The organism is Streptomyces europaeiscabiei (genome assembly GCF_001550375.1).
Taxonomy (GTDB): Bacteria; Actinomycetota; Actinomycetes; order Streptomycetales; family Streptomycetaceae; genus Streptomyces; species Streptomyces europaeiscabiei.
In genome coordinates, this window is record NZ_LRTR01000907.1 from 1 (window position 1) to 23,286 (window position 23,286).

19 protein-coding genes and 3 pseudogenes are annotated in these 23,286 nt (G+C 68.9%); 9 read left to right on the top strand and 13 right to left on the bottom strand.

Going from position 1 to position 23,286, the window contains the following annotated elements; translation table 11 throughout:
* Positions 1–247, bottom strand: a pseudogene (locus tag AWZ10_RS45635) (aminoglycoside phosphotransferase family protein); the annotation flags it as partial.
* 801 nt (positions 248–1,048) lie between these two features.
* Between AWZ10_RS45635 and AWZ10_RS45640 the strand changes: the two are divergent.
* Positions 1,049–1,576: a hypothetical protein gene (locus tag AWZ10_RS45640; protein WP_060894175.1), complete on the top strand. Its 528-nt coding sequence runs from the start codon at positions 1,049–1,051 to the stop codon at positions 1,574–1,576.
* 543 nt (positions 1,577–2,119) lie between these two features.
* Here the strand turns inward: AWZ10_RS45640 and AWZ10_RS45645 are convergent.
* On the bottom strand, positions 2,120–2,857 hold the full coding sequence (locus tag AWZ10_RS45645; RefSeq protein WP_060894176.1) for a VOC family protein: 738 nt from the start codon (positions 2,855–2,857) through the stop codon (positions 2,120–2,122).
* 71 nt (positions 2,858–2,928) lie between these two features.
* Between AWZ10_RS45645 and AWZ10_RS52120 the strand changes: the two genes are divergently transcribed.
* Both AWZ10_RS52120 and AWZ10_RS45650 read left to right on the top strand, forming a co-directional pair.
* Entirely contained in the window at positions 2,929–3,141 is a 213-nt protein-coding gene (locus AWZ10_RS52120) for a hypothetical protein (RefSeq protein ID WP_159058619.1), read from the top strand.
* Positions 3,142–3,215: 74 nt separating this feature from the next.
* Entirely contained in the window at positions 3,216–3,431 is a 216-nt protein-coding gene (locus AWZ10_RS45650) for a hypothetical protein (protein ID WP_060894177.1), read from the top strand.
* A gap of 252 nt (positions 3,432–3,683) precedes the next feature.
* Here AWZ10_RS45650 and AWZ10_RS45655 read toward each other — a convergent pair whose 3' ends face one another.
* The 4 genes from AWZ10_RS45655 to AWZ10_RS45670 form a co-directional block, all read right to left on the bottom strand.
* Positions 3,684–4,481, bottom strand: a complete 798-nt coding sequence (locus tag AWZ10_RS45655; RefSeq protein WP_060894178.1) for a hypothetical protein — start codon at positions 4,479–4,481, stop codon at positions 3,684–3,686.
* Between the two features lie 954 nt (positions 4,482–5,435).
* Complete coding sequence (locus tag AWZ10_RS45660; RefSeq protein ID WP_060894179.1) at positions 5,436–5,792, bottom strand: hypothetical protein; 357 nt, start codon at positions 5,790–5,792, stop codon at positions 5,436–5,438.
* A 178-nt stretch (positions 5,793–5,970) separates the two neighbouring features.
* Positions 5,971–6,405 carry a pentapeptide repeat-containing protein gene (locus AWZ10_RS45665; protein WP_060894180.1) on the bottom strand — a complete coding sequence of 145 codons (435 nt, stop codon included), beginning with the start codon at positions 6,403–6,405 and terminating at the stop codon, positions 5,971–5,973.
* Positions 6,406–6,758: 353 nt separating this feature from the next.
* Complete coding sequence (locus AWZ10_RS45670; RefSeq protein ID WP_060894181.1) at positions 6,759–6,983, bottom strand: hypothetical protein; 225 nt, start codon at positions 6,981–6,983, stop codon at positions 6,759–6,761.
* A 132-nt stretch (positions 6,984–7,115) separates the two neighbouring features.
* On the opposite strand from AWZ10_RS45670, the gene AWZ10_RS45675 reads away from it, so the two are divergent.
* Positions 7,116–10,988 carry a HEAT repeat domain-containing protein gene (locus AWZ10_RS45675; RefSeq protein WP_060894182.1) on the top strand — a complete coding sequence of 1,291 codons (3,873 nt, stop codon included), beginning with the start codon at positions 7,116–7,118 and terminating at the stop codon, positions 10,986–10,988.
* A gap of 134 nt (positions 10,989–11,122) precedes the next feature.
* Here AWZ10_RS45675 and AWZ10_RS45680 read toward each other — a convergent pair whose 3' ends face one another.
* On the bottom strand, positions 11,123–12,232 hold the full coding sequence (locus AWZ10_RS45680) for an NAD(P)/FAD-dependent oxidoreductase (RefSeq protein WP_063809863.1): 1,110 nt from the start codon (positions 12,230–12,232) through the stop codon (positions 11,123–11,125).
* A 25-nt stretch (positions 12,233–12,257) separates the two neighbouring features.
* Positions 12,258–13,895 carry a LodA/GoxA family CTQ-dependent oxidase gene (locus AWZ10_RS45685; protein ID WP_060894184.1) on the bottom strand — a complete coding sequence of 546 codons (1,638 nt, stop codon included), beginning with the start codon at positions 13,893–13,895 and terminating at the stop codon, positions 12,258–12,260.
* A 425-nt stretch (positions 13,896–14,320) separates the two neighbouring features.
* Here AWZ10_RS45685 and AWZ10_RS45690 point away from each other — a divergent pair, with 425 nt between their 5' ends.
* Positions 14,321–15,001, top strand: coding sequence for a DUF899 family protein (locus AWZ10_RS45690; RefSeq protein ID WP_060894185.1), 681 nt, complete (start codon positions 14,321–14,323; stop codon positions 14,999–15,001).
* A gap of 21 nt (positions 15,002–15,022) precedes the next feature.
* Here the strand turns inward: AWZ10_RS45690 and AWZ10_RS45695 are convergent, their stop codons facing one another.
* Complete coding sequence (locus tag AWZ10_RS45695) at positions 15,023–15,784, bottom strand: hypothetical protein (RefSeq protein ID WP_063809864.1); 762 nt, start codon at positions 15,782–15,784, stop codon at positions 15,023–15,025.
* Positions 15,785–17,759: 1,975 nt separating this feature from the next.
* Between AWZ10_RS45695 and AWZ10_RS54950 the strand changes: the two are divergent.
* The 3 genes and pseudogenes from AWZ10_RS54950 to AWZ10_RS54960 form a co-directional block, all read left to right on the top strand.
* Positions 17,760–18,002: pseudogene (locus tag AWZ10_RS54950) on the top strand (peptidoglycan-binding protein); the annotation flags it as partial.
* A gap of 114 nt (positions 18,003–18,116) precedes the next feature.
* Positions 18,117–18,404: pseudogene (locus AWZ10_RS54955) on the top strand (M23 family metallopeptidase); the annotation flags it as partial.
* A gap of 251 nt (positions 18,405–18,655) precedes the next feature.
* On the top strand, positions 18,656–18,844 hold the full coding sequence (locus tag AWZ10_RS54960; RefSeq protein WP_060902924.1) for a hypothetical protein: 189 nt from the start codon (positions 18,656–18,658) through the stop codon (positions 18,842–18,844).
* 56 nt (positions 18,845–18,900) lie between these two features.
* Here the strand turns inward: AWZ10_RS54960 and AWZ10_RS54965 are convergent, their stop codons facing one another.
* A complete protein-coding gene (locus tag AWZ10_RS54965) occupies positions 18,901–19,143 on the bottom strand; it encodes a pyridoxal-dependent decarboxylase (RefSeq protein WP_234360786.1) in 243 nt (80 codons plus the stop codon).
* Between the two features lie 786 nt (positions 19,144–19,929).
* Between AWZ10_RS54965 and AWZ10_RS45705 the strand changes: the two genes are divergently transcribed.
* Positions 19,930–20,589 carry a phosphatase PAP2 family protein gene (locus AWZ10_RS45705; protein WP_060894188.1) on the top strand — a complete coding sequence of 220 codons (660 nt, stop codon included), beginning with the start codon at positions 19,930–19,932 and terminating at the stop codon, positions 20,587–20,589.
* A 31-nt stretch (positions 20,590–20,620) separates the two neighbouring features.
* Here the strand turns inward: AWZ10_RS45705 and AWZ10_RS45710 are convergent, their stop codons facing one another.
* The 3 genes from AWZ10_RS45710 to AWZ10_RS45720 all read right to left on the bottom strand — a co-directional run.
* Positions 20,621–21,955, bottom strand: a complete 1,335-nt coding sequence (locus tag AWZ10_RS45710) for a glutamate-1-semialdehyde 2,1-aminomutase (protein ID WP_060894189.1) — start codon at positions 21,953–21,955, stop codon at positions 20,621–20,623.
* A gap of 7 nt (positions 21,956–21,962) precedes the next feature.
* Complete coding sequence (locus tag AWZ10_RS45715; RefSeq protein WP_060894190.1) at positions 21,963–22,514, bottom strand: dTDP-4-dehydrorhamnose 3,5-epimerase family protein; 552 nt, start codon at positions 22,512–22,514, stop codon at positions 21,963–21,965.
* Positions 22,511–23,286: polysaccharide pyruvyl transferase family protein (locus AWZ10_RS45720; RefSeq protein ID WP_079104721.1), on the bottom strand; the 776-nt coding region annotated here is incomplete at its 5' end. The genes AWZ10_RS45715 and AWZ10_RS45720, both read right to left, overlap by 4 nt.

A 23,286-nucleotide genomic window follows, 5' to 3' on the forward strand; every position in this document is an offset into this window, starting at 1 on the left:
CGGCCCATGCCGCCGACGACCCGGTCGACGGCCCGCCGAGGCGCCCGAGTGTCGTCCCCGGGAGTGCGGCGATCGCGAGCACGGGCGGCTTGCGCCACAGGACCTCCGGGGTCGGGACCGGCGCGAGGGACATCGCCTCGACCTTGACGTCGATGCGCGCCTGATCGGCGTCCACCTTCAGGAACACGTCGCCGACGCGTAGGGTCGCGCGCTCGGAATGGGCGACAACGACTTTGACCTCATCCATGGGCGACCAGTATCCCGGGGATGATCGCCGACGTCGCCGGGTTTGTCGCGTGCGATTACGCGGCTGACCGCGTCCCGCAGTGGACCGCTGACCGAGGCCTGGTACTTGCGCCTGTCTGTTGCCCTGGGTGTTGCGCGAGCCTGTCGGGCGTCCGCAGGTTCGCCCAGGGCGCCATGGGTTTTCGGGCGTGGTGCGTCCTTTGACATCCCCGTTGAGCTGCTTTTGTCCATCTCTCTGGCTGGAGTTGAGGAGTGGGAGGGCGGGATGGGCGGTGCGGACGCAGCCGGGGATCGGGGTGCGCTCGCTTCGATTGCGCGTCGGCGGGCTGCTGCGCTGCACCGCCGTCGACGCGGCGGCGATGTCGGAAACCGTTGCCCTGTGCGTGTCAGCCGCACCCGGTGGTCGGCCGACCACCACGAGTAGATTCCGCATCCCAGGAGGGCATCCCAGGCACTCCTTGTTTCCGCAGCTCAGCAGGGCTGGGACGGTTCCAACGTTGCAGGTGGGACGGCAGCTGTTGTCGTGGATACCCGGCGTCTTCGAAGCTCTGGGTGTCGCACCGGCCGAGGCAGAACGATCGCCCCGGCAGCAGCATGACAACGACACCACCGCTGTGCCTGCGTACCGCGGAATTTGTGTGTCCGAGTACCCAGGGTGCGACTCCTGTCCGATCGGACAGTCGGGTCGTCCTGTCCTCGAATCGGATGAGGACGAGGTGACGACGGGTCGGCAGGCGAGTTCGGCATGAAAGCCGGAATCGGCCGAGAGCAACCACATACGAACCAGAGAAGGAAGACGCACATGAACAGCAGCAAGTCCCCCGCACACCGTCGTCAGGGCCGCCGCGCGGCCGTCGCTGCCGGCCTCGTCCTGGCTGTCGGACTCTGTGTGTCGACGCAGGTGTCGGCACACGCGGCTGTCCGTGCCCCCGTGAAGGCGTCCACCGCCGCACCGCAGTCGGTCAGCGGCACGTCCGGCCAAGTGGTGACCCGGGTCGCCGATTTCTACGGCGCGTACATCGACGCGAAGGGCGATTACACGGACCCGGACGTCACGCTGGCCACGGCGCTCCGCAAGCACTACCTGACGCCCGGCTTCGCCAAGCGGCTGGCGGCCTGGGAGAAGAAGAACGGGGCGGACGGCGTCCTGCGTGCCCAGAACGTCCCGGCGAGGTGGACGGTAACCGACAGCGGCACCGTGGGTAACGGCCATGAGGTTGTCGTCACCCTGACCTTCGGCAGCGGGAAGACGACGCAGAAGACCAAGCTCTTCGTGCTGGTGGAGCGGTACAACCACATCGCCGACATCGAGACCACGAGCGCCCGCTGACGGCGGAGCCGCTCCGTCCTGGTGCCTTGTCCCGGCCGGGGCAAGGCACCAGGACGGGAAGCCGCTGGATGCCTTCCTAGGCGGGGGTGGGTTTCGTTCCCTGCCCTCGATTGCAGGGGGACCTGCCCCCCACCGGCGCCCTCTGTCGGAAGTCCGGGCAGCCGACGGTTGCCCACGCATGGACCACGGCAGTATCCCCGTATGTGCTGGGAATCGCCACGGACCACGGTGTTCGTGCCCCCGCGCTGGACGTCGTGAAAGCCGGCTTCCGCGCACGGGTACGCCTGGACCACTCCGTCGTCGGAGTCGGCCCGGCACGACAGACGCAGCCGTCGACGAATTCCACCAGGCAGGTATCGCCGTGTCCGGCGAGGCACCCCTACCGCAATGGTCCCCGCACCAGGCCGGGTGCGGGACCGGAGCGATTCGTGCCGTTCGTCCGCCGTATGCGTGGGTCATGCTGTCGGGAGTTGGCGGCCGGGGAGGGCAGAGCCCGGCGCTGCGCACTGCCGTACCGCATGAGGGCGTGGACGGAGTTGCGAGTCAGCCCCGGCCGAGCACACAGAACTCGTTGCCCGCCGGGTCGGCCAGGACGACCCAGGAGACGTCACCCTGACCCACGTCGGCCCGTATCGCGCCGAGGCCTTCGAGCCGGGCGACCTCCCTCGCCTGATCCTCGACGGGGTCGGACATCACGTCGAGATGGACGCGGTTCCATACGACCTCGTCGTCGGGTGTGCGGCGGAACTCCAGATACGGCCCGACGCCGTTGGCGGAGCGCAGCAGGGCGTGGTCGTCGGTCAGCTCGTGGACGGTCCAGTCGATCGCCTCGCCCCAGAACCGGACCATGGCCCGTGGGTCGGCGCAGTCGACGACCACGGCGGCTATCGGCCCGGTGTCCCGGTAGAGGTCCCGGGGCTCCAGGACGCTGAACACGTTGCCTTCCGGGTCGGCCAGCACCGTCCACGGCGCGTCGCCCTGGCCCACATCGGCGGGCGTCGCCCCGAGTTCCTTCAGTCGTGCCACCAATTCCGTCTGATGGGCGTCGGAGGTGGTGGCGAGTTCGATGTGCACGCGGTACTTCACCGTCTCCGGGTCCTGGACGCGGACCAGATCGATGCAGACGGCGGACGGGTCCGGCCAGTCGAAGCCCACGGGTTCCAGGTTGGTGACGCCGGGTCCTTCGCTGGAGACACCCCAGTCGAGCGCCTGCGCCCAGAACTGGCCGAGCGCCGCGTCGTCCCGGGCCTTGAAGTTCACCTGAACAAGTTGCAGCGTCATGACACGTACTTTAAGTGATCCCCATCAGGCAGGCCTGAGAATTCAGGCTCGCGGCGGGCCACCGCCGCGCCATGGCTGACCAGGACCGGGAGCAGAAGCCCGGAGCCGCCGACCAGGGCAGTCCGCGGCAGCACCAGAACCGCGACTCCGAGAGGGAGACGGGCCGGCCGCGAGTGCTGAAGGGGGACAGCCCGGCCAGTTCTTGGCTGTGCAGTGCGTTGCTGATTCTGGTCAAGGCCCGAAATCCAGTCGGGGAGAAGCGTTATGCCGCCAACGATCAGTGATCGATCCACCGCATGGAGTGGTTCGGGCTACTCCTGGACTGGGACGTTCGTGTCTGACGGGGAGGGCTGGCCGGGTGGTTCTGACGATCAACGTGGCGGTGCTGCTGGCGGTCATCATCGTCGTGCGGCTGAGGCGGCGTACGCAGGCCCGAAGCCGGTTCGACGAGAAGTTGACCGTCGTCATCGTGCTGGTCTTCGGCGTGCTGATCGCACCCACCGCGTTCGGCGAGGCCATCTTCGATGTTGTCGGCCAACTCGCGCAGGGTGTCACGAAGTCGGACAGCCCCTGAAGCCTCTGGCCTCGCCCGTCCGGGGGGACGGAAGAGCCAGCGACAGTGTCCGCGCGGCCCGTACCGCTGCATCATCGAGGCCGGCGTGAACCTCGCGGCCATCCACGGCGACGAGCCCTACCGCGCCCGACGACTGACCTGGGAAGAGTATCGGCAGGAGGCTACGACGTCAGCGAGCTGGACCTCACCCACTGTTCGGTAGCCGGGCGGGCCCCTGACCAGGCTCACCCGGGCTGCTATGCACGCGAAGGCTCAGAGCGTGAGTACCGGTCGGATGGAGAAGTCCTCGTACATGTCCTCTCCGTCCGGTCCGTACACGAACTCGACCATGGAAGCGTTGCTGTTGGCGGTGGCCAGGGGTAGCCAGGCCAGCATGTGGCCGTAGCCGCCGCACACGGACTCGCCCCCGTCACCGCCGTGGACCGCAGTGACATCGCTCGTCAGCTCCGTGCGGTAGGTGTCGTAGGCGATATGCAGGCCGAAGGCGTTGAGCTGGTTCTGCGGGCCGGTGCTGTCCCCATAGGGGATGCGGTCGCGGGGGCAGTCGTTTCCCCACCGGAACAGGGTCTCTGCCCCGGCGCCACAAGCGTGTTCCCACTCGTCGGAGCTCGGCATCCGCAGGCCACGCGCTGAGAGAACAGACAGCATGTCAGCAGGGGGCTCAGTCAGATTCTCGTCCTCCACAGCCATGAGGACGGTGGCCAGGTGTACGCTCCGGCGAGCGCTGAGTACCTGTGCGAGGTGGGTCCGTAGATCGGGTCCGTAGCCGAAGCCCTGCTCCAGGCTCTCGGCGTAGTCGGCGGCCTGCTCCGGGGTCGGCTGCCAGTTGTCGAGATCAAAGCCCAGGGAGACCTGGCCTCCGGGTATCAGGGCGAATTCCTGCCCGTTCCGCTCGATTCGGACGCGGTGCAGCGGGGCACCGAGGTGCTCCGTCGTCTCGACGAGTGTCACCCGGCCGCCCACACGGTCGGCGGTTTCGTGGGCGGTGCGGCGGGCGGTGAGCCGGTCGAAGGACCGCCATTGGTGGAGAGTGAGATCAGCGAGTGACATGGGCGGCAGTGTGGCACGTGGGGCTGACACAGCACCGCGACGGCTGACAACGGACAGCTGCCGGTCAACGACTCCCGCTCTCGCATACACAGCCGCCCGGGTACACGACGCACCTCCCTCCCAGCTCCACGAGCACGCCGGCCCGAGATGCGTGCCAACCCAGACACACGAAGTCGCCCAGGAGCGCGCCGGCCTGCTCGGACCGCCGCCCTGGGAGCCGATCTGGAAGAGGCCGGACGCAGAAGTCGAAAGCGGAGAAGAAGCGGCAGCTGCGCAAGCAACGAGGCAGACTCCGGGATGACGGACGCCGCCGCTTTTTCGCCGGGCGGTCCCGCAGGCCCCGGTCCTGACAGAACCGCATCGGGGGACAGGGGCGTCCAGGCAGCCGCCCCCCGGGCGATCGAACTCGCGTTGGGGGCATTCTCACCATCCCGGATCAGGATGGTGAGAGGGACGATGACGCGCTCGGCGGGGTTCAGGAGCAGCGGGGGCAGCTCCGGTTTCTTGGGCCGCGAACTCGGCTGAGGCTTCGGCATCGTCGGCCGACACCGCCCGGAGGTCGTTGAAGGCATTCCGCACCGCGTCCAGGGCCATCGGGGCGAACGGGCGTAGTGGCGGAGGTCGGGGACATTGACGGCTCCTCAGACGGACGTTCGCCGTGCCGGTCACGGCGTCTGGAGGGATCACCTTCGATCGGATCGTCCGTGGATGGAGTTCGCTGCCCGGCAGCAGGGAGGGCCTCCCCCCCAGTGCGGCGCTGTGACGCTCAGCATGACTTGGCCATGCGCAGCGATAGTTGGCCACTTGAGTCCTGCGTCATTCGGGCCGTGGCTGAGCGGCTGATCTGGCTGCTGAGTGCTTGAGTTGGTCGCTTGAGCACCGCAGTTGCCCCGGCTGAATACAAGGCCGCGGTTTCTGCGGGGTGACTGACCTGCGCGGAGTTCTGTCGGAGGCTCAGGAGCCGGGCGGGATCCGGTCCTGCGGCCCGTGAGCCGGCTCTGCCGAGCGGTCTTTCAACTGGGCCCGCTTGGCCACGGCCGGGTTGGTCGAGTCCGAGACCAGCTCCGCGATGCGCAGAGTGCACTCCCACTCCGTCAGCTTGCCTTTGATCACCACCAGATAGGACTCCTGGTCGGCGAAGCGGTACACATGGCGCCGCTTCTCGACGATGTTCTTACTCGGCAGATACGTGTGGAGGGCAGCACGGAGTGCCTCCAGTGCATGGACCTTCGATTCCTGCCCACGGCAGATGAACTCGGTCCTGTACGACTCGCCGTGGGAGTACTGCGCGATCACGACCCAGTTGCCCATGCTCATTCCCCCTCGGTGCCGTTGCCAGTCAGCCACAGCTCAGCGTCCGGAGCAAGAGTGATGCAGACCGATGGGTGGCCTCTCCGACAGGGCGGCGGATGGGACGAGCGGCTGGACCACCGCCGGACGGGATGGGCCAGGGGCGAGACCGCAGTGGCCAACCATCTCTGAGCGGGCCCTACTCGTTTCCGCTGTGCCCGGGTGTCCACCCGATGACGCCTTCCGTTCGAACGTTGCGCAAGGACGCTCCCTCGAACCGGGCACCGGTGACGTTGGTCAGCCCCAGCGGGGGCACGCCGGTGTTCACGCTTCCGAACCTGGCGTCGGTCAGATCGGTGTCGCGCAGGTCAGCACCCCGTAGATCGCATCCGGCCAGGCCGACCTCGCGCAGTGAAGCCCCGCGCAGGTCTGCGTTGCTGAAGTCACAGAACTTGAACCCACACCCGTCCAGGGTGGCGTGGCGCAGATCGGCCCCGATGAACGAGCAGCCGGTGAACCGCAGCCGCGACGTGCGAGCTGAAGCAAGGTTCTGGCCGGTGAAGTCCTCACCGTTTACGGCCGCATGGTCGTGGAGCGCGGCGAGTCGTTGTCTAGCGGTCAGTGGCTCGGTCATGTGAGCCAGCGTGTCAGCCGGGCCGGTGGCCGTCGCCCGGATTTCCGGCAGTTCGCCGTCCGTCAGCCGATCGCGCAGGTCCGGGCTGGTGCGACCGCGTCGAAGCCGTAGACCATGCGCGCGAGCTCCTCCCGCAACGGCCGCCCAGCGTCGTCGGGAACACGCAGGTGCCGGTAGGCGCCCCCTCACTTGTCCCTCCCCGGTGTGGGTGACCACCGGCAGCATCGCGGGGCGTTGCCGCGCCTATGTTCTCCACCAGTTCGATGTCTCACGACACATCGCCCTCCCGGGCCGAAGGCAGCCGACGGCAGGCACCATGGGGATGGGATCGATCACGGCGGGCCCTCCGGACCTCAGCCTCGTTGCTTCCTGGTCGGCTCGACACGCCACTCGCGGTGTGCCGCGAGCAGCCTCTCGCGCTGATTGGGCTTCGCGTCGCGCAGAACCATGCGCAACGTGATCAAGTCGCGGATCTCGCGGACCAGTCCCATCGCCTTCGACTGGGCCTTGCTCCGCCGCAGCACAAGCACTCCCACCAGCAGAACGGGGGCGCTGGCCAGAGCCAGTTCGGTGGTCATCTCCGGTACTCCTCCAAGACGATCGTGCCGATTCAGACGGGATCGGCCGGCCGGTCGAGTACAGAATCAGCTCGTGAGGCGTTCACCGGGTTCACGTGAACAAGAATGAACAACAAGGGGTCAGGGGGCAGGGTGGCCGATGCAGAGCCCAACACGGGCGCCAACAGGGAACTGAAGAGGCGGCTCAAGGCCGCTATGGACCGTCAGGGCCTGAGCCAAGCCGATATCGTCAGGCGGACGGAACTCGCTGATGAGGCAATCAGTAAGGCGACGGTCAACAACGCGTTGAACCCCGAGAAGGGGCCGCCGTCGTCTTTCACGCTCAAGGCGATCCTCAACGCGTTGGGCATCAGAGGCTCGGAGAGGGCGGAGCTGTCACGCCTGCGCGGGGCGCACGCGCGCGGCGCGGCCCGACCGGAGATGTACGTGGAAGCCGCCCAGAAGGCGGCGCGCCGGCATCTCTACCCTGCTGTTCCGGGCGTCCCGAATCTGCCTGTGCTGGCCGATGTCTACGCGCGCCAGCACGCTCGTACTCCGGCAGCGGACAGCCATGGCGGGTTCGACGCCGCGCGCCAGGCGTACTTTGCGGGGCTGCGCCGGCGGTACGCGCAGGTCGAAGTCCTGGCCTCCGGGAGCGATCCGGTCTGCCGTCCGCCGCTCCAGCTGAGTGACGTGTACGTCGCCCCGTCGGTTCGGACGGATCCGCCGGCGGGGGAGCTGCCGTACGCCCTGCCCGCGGTGAGCGATGTCGAATCGCTGGACCGCGTCCGGGGGGCATGCAGTGACCGCCCGGCCCGCCGGGTCTTGCAGGTTCTGGCCGAAGAGTCCGCTCAGCGAATCGTGCTGCTCGGCGACCCGGGCGCGGGCAAGTCGACGTTCGCCCGGTACCTCGCGCTCGTGCTCGCGGAGGCGATGGACACCGACCCGGACCTTGGCGACTCGGACCTTGCCCCGCTCGCCGGGGCGCTGCCCCTCCTGGTGGAGCTGCGCGCGTACGCCCACCCGCGGTGGCGCACGTATACCCTCCTCGATCTCGTCGACCGTCTGCACCACACGGACGGGCGGGGCCTGCCAAGAGACGTGCTCGAGGGCTACCTGCGCGCCGGTGGCCGCGCGGTGGTGATTTTCGACGGGCTCGATGAGCTGTTCGACCCACGACTGCGCGAGGAAGTCACCGGCGAGATCGCCGGTTTCGCGGAGCGCTACCCGAGCGCCCGTGTCGTGGTGACATCTCGGGTGATCGGGTACCAGCGGGCGGTGCTCGAACGCGAGGGCTTCCGCACATACATGCTGCAGGGCTTCGATCGGGCACAGATCGACGCGTTCGTGACCGGCTGGTACCGATTGGCTTTCCCGGCACATCCGGCCGAGGCGTCCCGCCTGCGCGATCGACTGCTGGCGGCCATCGACGACTCGCAGGCGGCAGGTGAACTGGCCGGCAACCCGTTGATGCTCACCATGCTGGCCCGCCGCGGCGAGCACCGAGATCTGCCGCGGGACCGGAGCGGGGTGTACGAGCAAGCCGTGAGTGCCTTTATCGCGCAGTGGGATCCCAGCCGATACTCACACGACGAGCGGGTAGCCGAGGACGCGGGCCGCCTTCGTGAGTGTGACCGGCTTGAGCTGCTGCGCCGCGTAGCCCATCGGATGCAGGACGGCCAAGTCGGGATGGCCGGAAACCTCCTGCACGACCGGGAGTTGGCAGCGGAGCTCGATGGCTACCTGCGCGAAAGCCATGGGTTCCCACCTGATCGCTCCATGGCGCTCGCCCGCGCGATGCTCAATGAGTTCTGCGCGCGGAACAGCATCCTCAGCCACTTCGGCGCACAGATGTACGGCTTCCTCCACCGTGCGCTCCTTGAGTACCTCGCCGCGGCGGAAATCCAGCACCGGCTCACCGTTGAGCGCAGCCTGACCGGGGATGCCCTCATTCATCAGGTGTACGGCAAGCACTGGGCCGACCCCGCTTGGCACGAAACCCTCGTCCTTGTCGCGGGAATGGTCGAACCGCGCCTCGCAGGCCAGATCGTCGATCACCTCCTCGCGGCGGATCCGCTGTGGTTCGTTCGGCGGCCCGGGGCGTCTTCGGGCGAGACGCCACACCACATCGTGCTCGCCGCTCGGTGCCTCGGCGAGGTCCGTGACCCCGGCGAGCTCCGCGTCCAGTGCTCCGCCGTCGTCAACGCGGTGATCGGGCTGATCGAGCACATGGTCACAGAACGGGCGTTCCCCAGTTCCCCGGTCACCCGCGCGGTTGTGGAGACGTTGCCGCCTGTGCTCGGTCGGCTCGGAGCACGCAACTCCACCGTCCGTCGGCGATATCACGACTGGTACCTGGCGCGCGGCCAGTTCCTGAGCGTCATGAGGGAAGGGGAAAACTTCGCCTGGTTCGAGGTGCCGCCAGCCGCGCGGGTCGGCGCCGCGGTGTTGCGCGACAACAGAGAGTTCCGCGAGAGCCTGGTCAGTCAGGCGGTCTTCGGCTCCACACCCGCAGACAGAGAGGAGGCGCTACGGGCGCTCATCCAGGAATGGCCCGACGATCCGCAGGTCGCTGGACTGTTGCGCGAGTTCGCTGAGTCAGACCCCGATGGAAACGTCCGGTACGGCTCGGTACGGCTGTTCGCAATGATCCGCCGCTCAGACCGATCCACCGGAGACTGGCTGCTGAGGTGCCTCACCGACGACGACCCGTACCTCCGGCGGGGGGCGCTAGCGGCGCTCGCCGAAGGCCTGCGCAACGAACCTGAGACGTTCGCCGTGGTACGCCGATGCGCGACCGGTGACCGGGACCCCTGGGTCCGCCTCACCGCAGTGAAATGCATCGCGACTGGCTGGCCGGGCGACCCGGACGCTGCGGACGTAGTACGCGAGTGCGCCGCCTGCGATCCAGACCCGCACCTGCGGACCTCGGTGTTCGGCATCCTCGTCGAGGGCTGGCCCGACGATCCGCAGACCGTGACGCTACTGCGTTCGATCGCCGTCGGCTCGGGCAGCGAGGCATGGGTGCAAGCGGCCGCGAAGCGGGCGCTCGCCCGCGCCGAGACCCGACCCATCGGCCCTGCCGCGGCCCGGTCGGCGTTTCCACCACCTGCGGAGGATCCGCGACACACCGCGCTGAAGCCCCTCGTCGTCGACCGGCGCACCGATGCGAAGACCCCTATCCTGCTGCGCGAACGGGCTGAAACTCACCCCGACGACACGGTCCGGGTGGCCGCGGTGCGGGCGCTGGCCACGGGCTGGCACACCGATCCGCGAACGCTGCCGTGGCTGTGCGAGCTCGCCACGTCCGATGCGAGCGAGCCGGTGCGGCAGGCCGCACTGAGGGCCGTCGGCTCCGTCTGGCCCGACCATCCTGACGCTGCGGCACTGCTACGCCGCGTCGCCAACGGCAACGACGAGTCGCAGACCCGCGAGTTGGCCGTCCTCGGCCTCGCCGCCGGATGGCGGAGCGACCCGGAAACCGGATCGCTGCTTCGCAGACTCGCCGTTGCCGACAACGCCGAGTTCATCCGCGCGACGACGGTACGGACGCTCGGAGCCGGCTGGTGCGAACAGCCCGACACCGTCGCGCTGTTACGCGACAGTGCCGAGAACGACCCCGAGCCCCACGTCCGTGGGGCCGCCGTCCAGGCCCTCGTCACAAACTGTCACACCCCGCAGACCGCCGTCCTGCTGCGCCGGCTCGCCGTCGCCGATCCCGACGACCACCTGCGCGCGGGCGCCATATGCCACCTGGCGGCGGGCTGGCGCGCCGACGCAGAGACCGGCGCGCTGCTCCGGCGAATCGTCACCAGCCAAACCGACACGGTCAGTCGAGGCGCGGCGATCCGGGCACTCGCAGGCGGCTGGCGCGCCGACCCCGTCACCGAGGCGCTGCTACGCGAGCGGGCCGCCGACGACTCCAACTGGGGCCTGCAACAGGTTGCCGTGGAGAAACTCGCCGAACGCTGGCCATACGACCCGGAGATCCAGGCACTCGCCGACCGCTTCTCCGACGAGTGGTAGCGGCCAGGGCCCAGCGGGCTGTCAGCTCGGCTCGGTGTCGAGGGCGCGTTTGCTCGAAGAACTCGCCGTTCCTGGGCATCCGCTTGAGGCGGAACGGTGCGACGACCCGACCCCGTATCCGAGAACTGCCCCGCTCAGTGCCGACGGTTCCAGAACGGGGTGTCCCAGCGTTGTTCCCGGCGGTACTGTGCGGCCCTTGTCTCCAGGTACTCGGCGTGAACGGCTGTCACACGGCGAGCGTAGGCCGCCATGGCATTGGTGTCACCGGCCCAGGTGGCCAGGATCGCCCGCGCCCCGACCAGGCCGGTGGCCAGCGCGGTCACGATCCCCCGGGCAGCTAGCGGATCAGTGGCGGTGGCGGCGTCTCCCACCGCTAGCCAGCCCGGGCCGGCCGCGGGAGTGATGCAGGACGAGCCGGCGGCGAGCACGTGCAGCCGCCGCTGCGGTCGCTCCCAGCCGGCGATCCGTTCCCGGATGTGACCGGCACCCTGCGCCTGGGTCCACCACACGTCCGGGTCGAGCAGGCGTACGCTGACGAGGAGATCGGCATCGGTCATGGCCATGAGGATCCGCTCACCACCGGGTAGCGGGGCGGTGTACCACCAGCCCCAGCGAGTGGCCTGCACCAGCGACGTGCGGTCCAGGTGGGCGACCTGCTTCCTCGGCGGGCCCAACAGCCCGGCGACCGCGATCAGGCGGTCGGAGCGGGTGCGTGCCGCGCCGACGCGTCGAGCCAGCCGAGCGGCTCGGCCCGTGGCGTCCACCAGACAACCGGCCTCGAGTACACCGCCCTCGCCAGTGGTGATCTGCCAGTGGCTCCGATGCCGACGGGCGTCGCGGACATGTCCGGCGAGCCACAGAGCACCACCGGCGCGGGTCGCTTCCAGGAGGGCGGCGTCGAACCGGGTGCGGTCCAGATGCCAGCCCTCGCCGTACGGACCGAGCTGGTGATCCACTGCAGTGAGCTCATCCTGGCCCCAGGCGGCCTGGTTGCCGTAGCAGGAAGCGTGCCCAGCGCCAGCGAGCCCGTCGAGCACCCCCAGTCGTTCGAGAAGCGGGCGGGCGGTGGGAGCGAGACTCTCCCCCACCTGCCAGTCGGGCCAACTCGCCGGGGAAACGAGGACGACGCTCGCCCCTGCCCGGACGAGGGGCAGCGAGGCTGCGCACCCGGCGGGGCCTGCGCCGGCGACGAGAACGTCGAAGCGCCGACTCTTCCCACAGCCGCTCGGCCCGCCGCTGTCCAACGCGCGGCTCCCGCCTCTGCCCGGCCTACGCGGTCTCGTGGTCGGGCCGTTCCGTCTCGACCAGGATCACGTCGCCGTTCGGCACGGTCCGGGCGACGATGAATCCGAGAGTGCTCCACTTCTCGACCATCTCGTTCATACCTTTCTCGCTGTTCTCACCGTCGCCGACACCGCGGTCCCACTCCTTGAACGCCCCGGCTGCCGCGTCCTGTACCAGCCCGTCGTGCGCCGGCTCGGGAAGGACTTCATCGGGACGGGAGGCCGGCCACCAGTGATCCATGCACATGTAGAAGTCGGCCTGCCAGGGCAGGGCCATGTACTTGGTGACATCTCCGGCGACCAGATCTTCGCGCAGTCGGAAGGGTGCTGCCCAAGTGGACTGCCGGTCAGCGATGTACGTCATCTCGATGCCGGGGAAGAATCCGCCGCCGCTCGCCGTCTCCAGCGCGGCCTGCACCAGGGCGTGAGGCTGGTCTGTCGGTTCGAGAGCCTCGAACGGGAGCGGGGCGGGTACTCCCGTCCAGTCGGCCAGGAAGTCACCGGCGGCCCAGCGCTGTATCCGCGCGTACTGGCCGGGCAACAGCGTCAGCCACGTCCGTGGCCGGTTGAGCTGAGCGTCCCCGTCATCGCCGGACAGGACGGGCATGAACCCCGCGTTTGCCTGGCTGGTGTCGTCCACCAGTCCGGGCTTGCGCAACCTCTTGAAGACGATCTGACGCGCAGTGGCGTCTTCCGGGGCGTTCGAGGACAGCCGGGCGAGACGGCCCGGCGTGAGGAAGTTGCGTCGAGGGTCGCCGTGCGTCTGTCGCGCACTCTTGTTGACCCATGCGAACCAGATCGGGCGGGCGAGCAGCGGGTAGATGTCGCGGGTGAAGGAGACCTCCGGCGGCGTGGGCAGTCCGCCCGATGCGCGGGCGACCTCCAGGGCGACGTCATACAGGGTGACCAGGCTCAGTACGGCTGAGGCGTAATCGGGCGGGCCCACCACGCACCAGGCCGAGGTCACCGGGACCTGGCGCCCGTCCGGGCCCAGCCGCACGGTTGCGCTGACCGAGCCGTCGGAGACGTCGTCGAACCAGGAGTCGTTGTTGGCGTAGTGGCTGAGTGGATTGGCGGGCTTGACCGAAGCCGAGGTGCCGAAGCCGCCGAGGACGAGCAGCCGGCCGGCCTCGTCGGTGCGCAGTTCACCCAGCGGTACTGGGATGCCCAGGAAGGTCCCGGTGTCGAACCTGGCATCCGTGCCGTCCTGGGACGGACCGGCAACACTGCGCGGCCCCGGCCGGATGACCAACCGCGCCCGAGCGGTGGGATCAGCGGGATCGATGTGCTGATTACGGCGGTTGGAGTCGGCGGTGGACTCATGGAAGCGCCCGGCGAACTTGAACCACTCACCCTTGGCATTGGCCAGTTCGGCAGTCCAGACGATCTGCGCCTCGGCCGAGGTGAGCTCGCCCAGGACGGTGCCGTCCCGGTCATAGGCGTACACACGGAACCGGGCGGCCTGACGCTTGATCCGCCCGTCGGCGTCCTTGAATCCGCCGGACGGACTCGACGGGATCCCGGGGGCCTCCGAGCCGATGAAGAAGCCGTCGGGGCTGTTGCCCACCCGGGCGATGCCGATGGTGGGATGGATCTCGCAGCGTGCGACGTCATCGAGATTCATGTCAGCTCCCGGTGAGGGCGAGAGGTTCGGGATCGAAGGACTCGTGATGCTGCTCCGGCTCAGCTGGGCGCGGAGCACATGACGACGTCCCGGAACGGTTCTCCTTCAGCCGGCCGGTGCCGTGCACCGCTCTCGTCCTCACGAGGTGCGGCAACGCTGAGAGTCCGCTCGCCACCTGCTTGAGCCCGGCGATACGACCCAGCCGTGCGGGACGCATCCATCGTCCCCCCGATCTGGGGTGGTTGCAATCCAGTGGTGAGCCGCTGCAACCCGGTGCCGGCATGTGTTCCGAGGCGTTGTCCGGGGGACGAGCGGCAACTGGTCGTTTCAGGTGAACCGCATTGCGCGCCTGGCGCTCCGCGATGAGCCGACCTGTTCTTCTGGGCGGGTGAGCCGCGCCGGACGGCGACGGACGAGGAGGAAACATGCGCGTGACCAACCTCGGCAACGAATCCGCTCAGTACACCGCCGCCATCGAAGAACTGCGCCGGGCGGAGACCGAGATGATGCGCCAGCGCGAGCACGTCGCCGAGCTGAAGCGACGCCTGCCCGAGGGCCCGGTCGTCGAGGACTATCTGTTCCACGAGGGGCCGACGGACCTGGCAGCCGGGGACGATCCGGTGCGCGAGGTCCGGCTCAGCGAGCTGTTCTCCGGCCCTGACAGGCCGCTGATGCTGTACCACTTCATGTACGGCAAGGAACAGGACCGGCCCTGCGCCTCGTGCACGATGTCGATCGACGGTTTCCGTTCGGTCGCCGACCACCTGGCCGGCACCCTTGACTTCGCCGTCGTGGCCGCCGCCGAACTGCCCGCGCTGCGCGCGTATGCCAGGGAACGGGGCTGGACGGGACTGCGGCTGCTCAGCGCGGCACCCAGCCGCTTCAAGTACGACCTGGGCAGTGAGGACTCCGCCGGTGGCCAGGACGCCACCTTGTCGGTGTTCACCCGCGACGAGGGCGGCGCGGTCCGCCACTACTACAGCACCCGTGTGCGGATGGCCGGCGGCGACGGTCAGCAGGCCACCGACCTGCTCAGCCCCGTCTGGCACCTGCTCGACCTTACTCCGCAAGGCCGTGGCGACTGGTATCCCCGGCTTTCCTGGTGACGGTCGGAGGGCGCCGCTGCGTCAGTGAGGTGTCAGTTCGCCGGATTCGAAGTACAACTCTGTGGCGGCCTCGACCTCGACCGTGACCTGCCCACCGTTGACCGCAGCGACGGCAGCCGCTCGTTCACGTTCCCTGAGCTTCCCGGCGGGCTCGTCCGGGCGACCGGTCACGGTGACCTTGATGCCATGGCGCAGTTGGTCGTCGGACACCTCCAGGCCCTGGACATCGGCCGTCATCAGGTGATCGAACTCCTGACGGCTCGTGGGCTGGAACGGGCCGGTGATCCAATGCGCCAGGAACCGCTCGGGCCCCTTGCCGAACAGGAGGTACGTCAACTCCTCCGGCTGTTGGTCGGCCGCGGTGAATTTGTGGTGGTTGACCACATTGGCCACCTCCACCACGACACCGGAGGCGATCTCGACGGGCATCTCGGGGTGGGCTTCCGGCTGTTCGAAGTGGTTGCGGAACAGACTCCCGGTGAACGACGTGCGGGCGGGCGGTTCGCCAGCCTCGCCGGGGTAGAGGTCGGAAAGCGTGAACACCTCGGGGGTAAAGGTGTAGAGCCGGGCTTCCGGGTGCGCCTTGCGGTCGTTTCGATACGCGCTGTGGGCAGCACCAAAAGCAGCTTGCATGATCGTCTGCTCGTTGTGCGGTGCTCCGGGCATCGGCAGGTGGGAGAGGAAGGGGGTTCCGCTGCCCACCACCGCCATGCCATGGAAGGCAGGGGCGTCTGGTTCAGGGTGTCCGTCTGTGTGGTGTGTGTGGCCGCCGTGCTCGTCCATGGCTCTCCACCTGTTCGCTCGGACCCGCCGGGGGCTGCTGTGGATGGCGGCGGTTTGTGGATGAGAGCGCGGTCAAGGATCCCGTGTGCGGGCCCGACCGGCCCCGGGTGCGCGAGGAGCGTCTGGCGCGCCTAGCCCCTGTATCAAGGATGTGACCGTCCCTGGCGTGACGCATCTTGGGAGGTCGGCCCGGTGCTGGGTGGGAATGCTGGGCTGGGAATCCACCCGTTCAAACGAGCGCCGAGGGCTACAAGCTACTCCTCAAAGAGGGGACCTTGAACGTCTGGCAGGTCCGACGAAATCTCAGGGAGCCTCGGACACCGCGCACCGGGCAAGGCTGACGGGCGACACAGCCGCGGGCATCGCAGTGGGGGCCGGCCGCGATGTTCTTCACTCCGGCAGCCATGAAACGGCCGTCACGCAGCCCGGCAGCCCGGTGGCCCCAGTCGTCCGGCAAGATCCCCGGGCTTCTCCGGCTCGCGCCGTAGGACTGGCCTGCGCCCCTTCGTACTTCCTTGGCAGGCCGGCAGGCCGCGTCACGGCAGAGCGCCGACCACGAAGGCGCGACCACGGTCACGAAGCGACAACACCTCCGTGGGCCAGGCGCGTAGCCCCTCCCGCAACTCTGCCGACACAGCCCGCGCCCTCTGCCGCACCGTCCAGTGAACCTGAAGGTCACCCTGCCGGTCAGGCCCTGGCCGGGAGGCCGACACCCCACCGACATCCCTCTACGCCCCCTACATCCCTCTACGCCCCCGTACCACGCCCTACAGAAGGAAGAACAAGGAAGGTGAATGGGTGGGTGGGACGGGTCCCGGGGCGGTAGACGAAGGGGATCGGGCGCCGCTGGTGCTCAACGCCATGTACGAGGACGAGCACGAGCAAGGGCCAAACAATGGTGGAGAAGCGTCGCTACGGCTGACGGCGGATCTCGCGTTTCGACAACGGTGACGGCAGTACATTCGACGGCGTCCGCGACGGAACGAGCACCCGGCCTACCTCACATGGGACTGCTCGCACAGCAAGGACCACACAGTCCAAGCGCATTGACGGACTGATCGTCCGAGACCCCGAATGCCTGCAGATTGCCGAGATTGCGCGCGACTTCCATCGGGCGCATGGTGGAAACAGAGCGACCGTGACGGCAAGCAGCGCACGGTCCTGGAAGGTGAGAACCTTCCGGGAAGGACGCTTGCGGAGCCGACCGGCAGGCTCATTCCATTACCGGCCTCCAACGCTCTGAGGAGGCACAATGGTTGCTCTCTCCAACGTGCACTTCGACAAGCGCAACGATGAGGCCGAGGCCATTCAGACGGCGCTCACTCGCAGTCGGAATGAGAATCCCCGCAGGCGCCACCCCCGGGTTTCTCGGCGAGCAGACGAGATCGGCCTACGCGGCCTGGCAGCGCATGCCGGGACTCACCGGCCTGGCTGCCGATGGACTCCCCGGCTGCTCCTCACTGGCCGAACTCGGTGCGAGAGCCGGGTGGGTCGTGGACTGCGGCCATCCCGGGGCCATCACCGAGAGTTCCGTGCGCTTCTCGAAAACTCGGGAGTGTCCATCGATGAGGCCACGGCCCGCGCGTTTGCCGAGCAGGCCATGCGACAGGACCCTTGCACCGAGGAACTGGGCCACGGGGTTGGCGACGGAGCGAACATTTTGACACTCATATTCCGAGGGTCATCCTTCAAGCTGAACGCGGTGAACCGGGACGACATAAACGCAACGGGCCCGGTTCAGCCAGACCGTGCCAAGCGCAACGGCCCAACTGCTCGCGCGGCTACGCCCAGGTGATTCCCGATACGTTCGCTGAGAGGTATATCAGGCGGGCACGTCCGACCGAATCCAGGATCCGGTGGCGAACAATGCGGCAGCAATCAACCACATCTGGCGCCGGTACGGTGACATCTCGCGTGGTCGACAGGCGAATCCGCATCGTGCCCCGGCCCCCTACTGAAGGGAGGGAAGGCTATGCCTGCGCTGGCGCCCTTCCCAGGAGCGGCCTTCTTCCACAAGGGACAACGTAGTCCCGTGATCAACGCGATGGGTAAACGCCTGGTGGCGGAAGGGTGCGGGAAATACCGGACGGGTCCTGGTCCTGAGTGGACCGACGTGGATCAACAGTCGTACGCCGCATGGCAGCGCAAGCTCAGGTTCGAAGGGGCCGATGCCAACGGCATTCCGGGCAAGACCTCCTGGGACCGGCTCCGCGTCCCGACGGCGACGCCCACTGCTCCTGGTGAGCGCGTCGCATCTCCCGTACCGGGACACGGCGTCACCACCCCCCACCGGAAGAAGGGGCCTCACTGGAGCCTGGGTTACCACACCGGTGCGGACTACGCCGCTCCGGAGGGCAAGCCATGCGTCGCGGTGCGCAGCGGATCCATAGTCCGCAGCGGGCACGACGGCAGTTTCGGCCGCTTCCTTGTGCTGCGCACCGGCGGATTCGACTTCTGGTACTGCCACCTCTCCGAGCAGACGGTGAACGGGGGTTCCGTGAGAGCCGGCCAGAAGATCGGAGAAGTCGGCTCGACCGGTAATACCACCGGCCCTCATCTCCACTTCGAAAAGCGCCCGGCCGGTGGCGGCTTCGGATCCGACGTGCCCCCCACCTGGTAGCCGGGACACAAGCCGTCCTTGCATGCTCGTGGCGTGTACAGCCTGGACGTCTCGCGCAGCCCGCGCCGGGACCGGCGTGACAGCCGACCAACACGTTCCGCCCTGCGCGCGGTCCGAGATCGCCTGCGCCGACGCCGCATCCGCGCGGCGATTGCCGTCCCGGCGGACCAGTAGGGTCATCGGCTGCGTCGCGGCAGCCCAGGCGGCAGGCGACCGGCCCTTGACCGCTCGCCTCCAGGCAGCGCAACGCCGTGGAGAGGGCGATCAACAGCCTGAAGCAGTCCAGAGCCGTGGCCGCCCGCTGCGACGAGTGCGGCTACCTCTTCCTCGGCGACCGCACCCGCCGCAGCCCTGGCCATCTGACCGTTGCGCCGTTCCATGGTGTCGGCACGCACAGGACGGCGCCCGTTTCGGCAGCCCGGGCGGACCATGACGCGTAGTCCTGCGGGCCCCCCGGGCCGTTCGAAGAGCGCGACGGGCAACTCGGGATCGATGTTCAGGTCCACCGGATTGTGGTCATCGCGGTCGATGGCGTCGAGATAGTGCGCCGACTGACTGTGCGCGGCGCGCCGAGGTCGGGCCCCGGTAGAGCAGCGCGCACCAGTCGTAGGGGGCGAAGAGCCATTTCGTGTGGATCGACGATGAAGCTGTCGGCGCGTTCGATGCCGGTGTAGAGATGCCGCACGCTGGGCGCCGCCAGGACTGCTCCGCCGTAGGCGCCGTCGATGTGTACAGCCATATGTGGTGGTGTTCGCACGCGTTGGCGATGTCGTCGAGATCGTCGACCAGGCCGGCATGCGTGGTTGGGGCAGTTGCGACCACGGCGAAGACGCCTGTGGCGGACTCCAGCACCGCGTTCACGGCGGATCCGGTGAGGTGCCTCCGCTGGTCCATTGGTTCGGTGACGATCTCCGCATTCGTTCCCGTTTCGCCTTCGGCATGAGGAAGAGCGGGCCAGCTCGCGCCGTAGGCATCAAGTGCCCAAGATTGTGGGGGAGGGGAGGTGTGTGTGCCGCGACCGCCTTGTTGGTTAGGGTGGCAGGTAGGGACGGGCTGAACGTTCCCGCGCGGGCCAAGCCAGCTACGAGGGGGCGTTGGTGGGCAGTTGGCGTCGGCGGAAGCCGAGTGTCACGTCGACCGGAGTCGGTCTCGGTCAGGAGCGGGGTGTTCGGCTCGACCGTCACCGAGCAGGGGGTCCAAGCGGGAGCCGGCGGGCAGTGCACGCGCTGATCGGCCTGGGCGGTGGTCGCCGCGACAACGTCGGTTCCGAACTGCCCGCGGGAGCCGAGGTCCTGACGGGACACGGAGGTTTTGGGGGAGGCCCTGGGGTGCCCGGACCTACGGTCGCCGGAGTCGTCCGGAAACATCTGGAGGACCTGGAGCAGGGGAAACAGGGAGCCACTGATTCATGGCTGCCCACCGGTCGGATGAAGGGCCGCGCTCTCACCCCGCCTCGGGAAGTCAAGATCCGCAACAACGTCCCACGATCACGGCGAAGCACAGGTCGACCGGACGCGGTGGGAGCGTGACCGGCCGGTCGGGGCCCGCAGTGCTGCCTCCGTCGTTGCGCGCGTGGCTCGGGCTGATGGCGGCCCTCGCCGCGGTGACGGTCGTCGTGGTCGGGGTCCTGTACGCCGGCGACAGCGAGCCCGGCAGGGTGGACGCGCGGATCTGGGCGGCGGTGGACGGTGTGGGGGCGCCGTGGCGGCACGTCGCTCTGGCCACGGACTACCTGGGGGAGCCCGTGGGAGCGGCGACGCTGGTTGTGGCCACCGTGACGGGCTGTCTGCTGCTGGGACGGCGTCGCTCGGCGGTGCTCGTCGTCGCCGGCGCCACCATGACCGTGGGCACGGCGACGTTGCTCAAACACCTGGTGGGGCGCACCATCCACGGCGACGACAACCTGTCCTACCCGAGCGGGCACACCGCCTTCCTCACCGCGCTCGCCCTTGTGGTGGCGCTGCTCGCGACCGGCCGCCTCGGCCTCGGCAGGACGGCCGGCACGCTCCTGGTGCTCGCCGCGGCGCTGGTCGCGGGCGCCGCCATGGGCTGGGCGCAGGTCGTGCTGGGCGCGCACTACCCGACCGACGTCCTCGGCGGCTGGTGCACCGCGCTGGCGGTGACACCGGCGACCGCGTGGCTGGTCGACCGGATGGCCGACGCCGGTCCGCCGGAGCGTCGCTGACGCCACACCATGCCCCGCCCCGCCCCCCACGTCACGCCAATCGGCGGAACACGGGCTTCACCGGCCGCCCGGCCAGCCAAGGGGTGGGGTCGGCGGCGTCGAGTGCCTTCCGGTACACCGCACAGGCCTGGGCCACCACGTCGACGGTGTGATCGATGTCGGCGTCGCTGAGTGCGCTGCTCACCACGAACGACGGGGCCAGCACCCCGCCCGCGAGGAGCCGGCGCAGGAACAGGGTGCGGTACTCCTGCGACGGCTGCCGGTTCTCGTCGAGGGTGGCGAAGACCAGGTTGCTGGCCCGGCCCCGGACGACGACGTGGTCGCCGACGCCCATGCCGGCCGCGGCGTCGCGGACACCGGCGGCCAACCGTTCGCCGAGGGCGTGCAGCCGCGCGGTGACGCCCTCTTCGACGTAGGTGGTCTGCACGGCCATCGCGGCTGCCAGGGAGTGCGTCTCCGCACCGTGCGTGGTGGACAGCAGGAACACCCGGTCGCCGGAGTGACGCAGCCCGCCCAGCTCCATCAGATCGCGGCGCCCGGCCAGCGCGGAGACGGCGCATCCGTTGCCCAGCGCCTTGCCGAACGTGGAGAGGTCGGGTACGACGCCGTACAGGCCCTGGGCGCCAGCCTCGGACCAGCGGAAGCCGGTGATCATCTCGTCGAAGACCAGGACGCAGCCGTGCCGGTCGGCCATCGCGCGCAGGCCGGCGAGGTACCCGGGCGGCGGCTCGGTGTGGGTGGCGGGTTCGAGAATCAGGCAGGCGACCTCGTCCCGGTACCGGGTGAGCAACTCCTCCGTGGCGGCCAGGTCCCCGTAAGGGAACGCCACGGTCAGTTCGTCGGTCACCGCCGGAATGCCGGCGGACATCGGCGTGGTGCCGATGAACCAGTCGTCGGTGGAGAAGAACGGGTGGTCGGCGCAGATGGCCACCCGCGGGCGCCCGGTGGCGGCGCGGGCGAGGCGCACCGCGGCGGTGGTGGCGTCGGAGCCGTTCTTCGCGAACTTCACCATCTCGGCGGTCGGCACCGTGGCCAGGAAGCGTTCCGCTGCTTCGACCTCCACGATGGACGGCCGGACGAAGTTGCTGCCGCGGTCGAGTTCCCGTCGCACCGCCTCGATCACGCGTGGGTGGGCGTGGCCGAGGCTGACCGACCGCAGCCCGGAGCCGTACTCGACGTAGCGGTTGCCGTCGACGTCCCACACGTGGGCACCACGGCCGTGGCTGATGACCGGGGCCAGATCCTCGGGGTACTGGTCGTCGCCCTTGGCGTAGGTGTGCGCGCCCCCGGGGATCAGGGTGTGCAGCCGCTCGTTCGCCGTCCGCGACCGGGGCAGGAGGAGCTCTTCGGTGGGTTCGGTGTCCACGTCGACCTCAACTCTCTTTCTGCTGCAGGACCTCGGCGAGGCTAGGCGCCTCCCGATCCCGCTTCGACATGGATGTGACCGGCAGCGGCCAGGGAATGGCGAGTTCCGGGTCGTCGAAGGCGATCGTCACGTCCTCGGCCGGATCGTGCGGGCGGTCGATCCGGTACGAGGTGTCGGCGGACTCGGTCAGCGCCTGGAAGCCGTGCGCGCACCCCGCCGGGATGTACAGGGTCACCTGCGTCTCGCCGGACAGCTCGAAGGAGGCCACGTTGCGATAGGTCGCAGAGTCCGTCCGCAGGTCCACGACGACGTCGAAGATCTTCCCGTACGAACACCGCACCAGCTTGGCCTCGCCGGCGCCGGACCGCAGATGCAGGCCGCGCAGCACGCCCCTGACCGAGCGGGACAGGCTGTCCTGGACGAAGGCGTTCGGGTCGAGGCCCACCGAGCGGACCACGGCGGCGTCGAAGGTGCGGCAGAAGGAGCCGCGCTCGTCGGCGTACGGCGTGGGCTCGAAGAGGTAGGCGCCGGTGATCGCCGGGACTTCGGTCGCTTTCAAGGAGTCTCCTGCCGAGCGTGGGCGTGGTCGGTTGCCGGGAACAGAGCCGCGGTCAAGGCGGTGAACTGGTGCTCGAGTTGCCGGGCGGCGATCTCGTTCCGCTCGGTGAGGGTCCGACGCAGCTCCGCCGATCTCTTCTCCAGCGTCCGGAACTGCTCGTACAGCAGGTCGGCGTCGACCTCGCGAGCCGGGTGACAGTACGCGTCCAGCCCCATCCGGGCCATGAGCGCGTCGCTCTTCGCCGCATAGCTGAGCGCGAGCGTCGGCGTGCCGGCCTTCAGCGCGCAGACCAGGTTGTGGTACCGGGTCGCCACCACGGTGTCGGCCGCCGCCGTCTCCTTCATCAGGTCTGCGAGCGAGGCCGCTTCGGCAGCGGTGACCAGCGGTGAGTCCACCGCGTCGAGGATCGAGGCCGCCACCGGCGCATCGCACTCGTCGCCGGTGAGCAGCCGGACCGGCCTGCCGTCCTCGACCAGCGCGCGGACGAAGCGGGTCGTCCCGTCGAGGTAGCGCCGGTGGATCTCGTCGGCCCGGGCGCGGTCGTCGTCGCCGCCGTGGAAGTCCATGACGCCGACACATACCAGGCCCGGCGGGCCCGAAGACGTGTTCGTCGGCGGTGTCGGCAGGGCGAAGGCGAGGTCCGGGTAGACCTCGTCGCGCGCGGTGTCCACGCCCATCGCCCGCATCGCGTCGCGGGACAGGGGGTCGCGGTACGACCGGTAGGCGGCCAGCCGCGCCGACCAGCGCACCAGGGTCCGGGTCGGCCGGTTGC